The sequence below is a fragment of the Cetobacterium somerae ATCC BAA-474 genome, from assembly GCF_000479045.1.
Taxonomy (GTDB): Bacteria; Fusobacteriota; Fusobacteriia; order Fusobacteriales; family Fusobacteriaceae; genus Cetobacterium_A; species Cetobacterium_A somerae.
Window position 1 is genome coordinate 1 of the sequence record NZ_KI518107.1, and the last position, 3,400, is coordinate 3,400.

At 28.0% G+C, this 3,400-nt stretch carries 3 protein-coding genes; all 3 read left to right on the forward strand.

Features of this window, described 5'->3' with window-relative positions; genetic code table 11:
- Positions 1–54: 54 nt before the first annotated feature.
- Complete coding sequence (locus HMPREF0202_RS04135; protein ID WP_023052032.1) at positions 55–1,236, forward strand: PDDEXK nuclease domain-containing protein; 1,182 nt, start codon at positions 55–57, stop codon at positions 1,234–1,236.
- A gap of 137 nt (positions 1,237–1,373) precedes the next feature.
- Positions 1,374–2,876: an IS21 family transposase gene (istA, locus tag HMPREF0202_RS04140; protein ID WP_040406317.1), complete on the forward strand. Its 1,503-nt coding sequence runs from the start codon at positions 1,374–1,376 to the stop codon at positions 2,874–2,876.
- A 1-nt stretch (position 2,877) separates the two neighbouring features.
- On the forward strand, positions 2,878–3,400 hold a 523-nt coding region (locus tag HMPREF0202_RS04145), incomplete at its 3' end, for an ATP-binding protein (RefSeq protein ID WP_023052034.1).

Genomic DNA, 3,400 nt, shown 5'->3' on the forward strand with positions numbered 1-3,400 from the left:
ATCCTTATAAGTTATAGTAAAATATAATAAATAAAATTCAAATAGGAGAACTAAATGGAATATATATCACTGTTAGAAGAACTTAAAAATAAAATTAAAATCTCTCAAAATCGAGCGATTTTATCTGTTAATAAAGAACTTATATTTTTATATTATGAAATTGGAAAAATTATTCTTAAAAACCAATCACAAAAGGGATGGGGAAGTAAAATCATAGAAAATCTGGCGGAAGATTTAAGAAAAGAGTTTCCAAATATGAAAGGACTATCTCTTAGAAACCTTAGATATATGAAGCTTTTTGCTGAAAGCTATCCGGCGGAAATTGTGCAGGAAGCACTTGCACAATTAACGTGGTATCATAATCAAACTTTATTAGATAAAGTCTCTTCTAATAAAAGAGAATGGTATGCTAAAAAGGCTATTGAAAATGGTTGGTCGCGTAATGTAATGGTCCACCAGATAGAAAGTAATCTCTACGAAAGAATGCTTTTAGAGGGAAAAACTCATAATTTTTCTCAAACTCTTCCAGATAAAAATAGTGGACTTGCTGCTGAAACATTAAAGGATCCATATATTTTTGATTTTCTTAATCTATCTGAAAGTTATTTAGAAAAGGAACTTGAGGATTCTTTGGTTGAAAACATAACTAAATTTCTATTAGAATTAGGAAAAGGATTTGCCTATGTTGGAAGACAATACCATTTAGAAGTTGGTGGTGAAGATTTTTATATAGATTTACTTTTTTATCACCTAAAGCTTCGTTCTTACATAGTTATTGAATTGAAAACCGGTAAATTTAAGCCTGAATATGCTGGGAAAATGAATTTTTATCTATCTGCTGTAGATGATTTGTTAAAGCATAAAGATGATAATAAAAGTATTGGAATAATTTTATGTAAGGATAAAAATACAACCATTGCAGAATATGCTTTAAGGGATAACTCTAAACCAATAGGAGTTTCAGAATATAAATTATCTTTACCTGCTGAATTAGCTAAAGAACTTCCAACCGTTGAACAGCTAACAAAACTAGGTAAAAATATTGAAAGTTTTAATAGATATGATAATCAAATTTTAGAATTTTTAGAAAAGAAAGAAACTGCAACAACTAAAGAGATTTCTGAAATTTTAAATTTAAGTGATAGAAGAGTAAGAGAGATCCTAAAAAATCTACAAAATAAAAACCTAATTAAAAAAATAGGCAAAGGCCCAGCTACTTGTTATACTTTAAAATAGAAGAAGCAGTTGTTTGTTGTAAAATAAACATGTAACTTTCTGCAAAGAAAAAGTGAATATAAAAAAACCATTGAAAACAGAATCCTAATATAATATCCTTTAATTAAGTGACCAAACTTTTTTAAAGGAGGAAAGGAATGTTATCAATGGCTAAGATTAATGATATCAAATATTTAAAACAAGTACAAGGGCTTTCTTACAGAAAAGTTAAAACTTTAACAGGACATTCGTATGCTACTATTAAAAAATATGAAGAAACTGAAAACTTCAATCAAACTATCAAAAAAATCATTAGAAAAACTAAAAAAATAGATCAATATAAAGAAATGGTAGATAAATGGATTTTGTCTGATATTGGTAAAATACATAAACAAAGGCATACTGCTAAAAAGATTTTTATGCGATTACAAGAGAAGTATGGAGATAGTCTTAATATAAGTTATCGCTCTGTTGCCATTTATGTTGCTGAAAAAAAGAGAGAATTAAATTTAGATATCACAGAATATTTAAAATTATCACATTTACCTGGAACAGCTCAAGTTGACTTTGGCAAATTAACATTTAAACAAGGTGGAAAAGATGTTAAGGGAAGTTATCTGGTTCTGACTTTACCATATAGTAATGCTGGGTATATGCAAATTTTTAGAGGAGAAACTACAGAATGCCTTCTTCAAGGTTTAAAAGATATATTTAAACATATAGGCGGTGTTCCTAGAGAGATCTGGTTTGATAATTTAACTGCCGCAGTAGCTTTCAGAAAAAATAAAGACAGAATTTTAAATGAATCTTTTGAGAAATTTTCTGCTCACTATAAATTTAAACCTAAATTTTGTAATCCTGCCTCTGGAAATGAAAAAGGAAATGTTGAGAATAAAGTTGGATACTTTAGAAGAAATTACTTTGTTCCTATTCCTGAGATACCAAATATTGCAGAATATAATAAACATTTACTTAGAATATGCGATAAAGATAATGAACGGATACATTACCACAAAAATCAAAAGATTTGTGATCTTTTAGAAATGGAAACCAATTATTTAATTGCTCTTAATATCAATGAGTATGAGGTTGCAAAATACGAAAGAAGAAAAGTTAATAAATATGGATTTGTAGATATTGATACAAATAAATATTCTGTTGGGACTAAATTTCAATTACAAGAAGTATGGATTAAAATAACTGCACATAAAATTTTCTTAATGGATAAATTTAAAAGAGAGATAGCTTCTCACAATAGGGTCTATAGTAGAAATAAATATGTAAATACATCTTGGATAGAGCATCTACCTTTAATCATAAAGAAAATTAATTCTTTAGAATATACAGATTTTTTTCAAGAGTTACCTAAAATATGGAAAGAGTATTTGTTGAAACTACAATCGAAAGATAGAAAGAAAGCTCTGTTGGTTCTTGAAAAAATACTTTTAAATGATTCTTTAGAAATTGCAACATATGTTTTGCAAGGTTTAATTAATGCAGAATTGGAAGATCCTGATATTTTACTATTAAATTATCATAAATATAAAGATAATACTGGACCACGAGAGGAAATTGCGCTATCTTCTCCTCTTCCTAAAATTGATAAATATGAGACTAACTTAGAAATATATAATCAATTGATAAAGAAGAAGGAGGAGTGAAATGAACGAAAAACTTGTTGAATATTCAAAAAAATTAAAACTAGGAAAAGAATTTTTGGATGAATACGATCAAATTCCTTTTACAACAAGAGAAGAATATCTTGAAAAAATATTTGAAATCGCGTTAAATTATCGAAAAATAAATGCGAAGAATAGATTGTTAAAACAAGCTAGATTCGACATACTTAAAACATTTGATGATTATGATTTTTCAGAAGTAGATTTTCCAGAGACTATTGGGATTGAGGAGATACAAGAATTTGGATTTGTTTTGCGACAAGAAAATTTAATTCTATATGGCCCTGTAGGAACAGGAAAAACACATTTAGCTACAGCAATAGGAGTTAATGCTTGTATCGCAGGAAAAAAGGTAAGATTTTACAAAGTTGCTAATTTAGTTAATGAACTAATAGAAGCCTATGAAAAAAGTGAGCTCAGAAGATTTATGAGCTCACTGAAAAAATATGATCTATTAATTTGTGATGAATGGGGCTATATTCCTCTTGAAACTAAAGGAGCTGAAT

What these genes read in the sequence shown, in the direction of transcription:
- HMPREF0202_RS04135 (WP_023052032.1), top strand. Translation starts at nt 55, where the DNA reads ATGGAATATATATCACTGTTAGAAGAACTTAAAAATAAAATTAAAATC.
- istA (WP_040406317.1), top strand. Translation starts at nt 1,374, where the DNA reads ATGTTATCAATGGCTAAGATTAATGATATCAAATATTTAAAACAAGTA.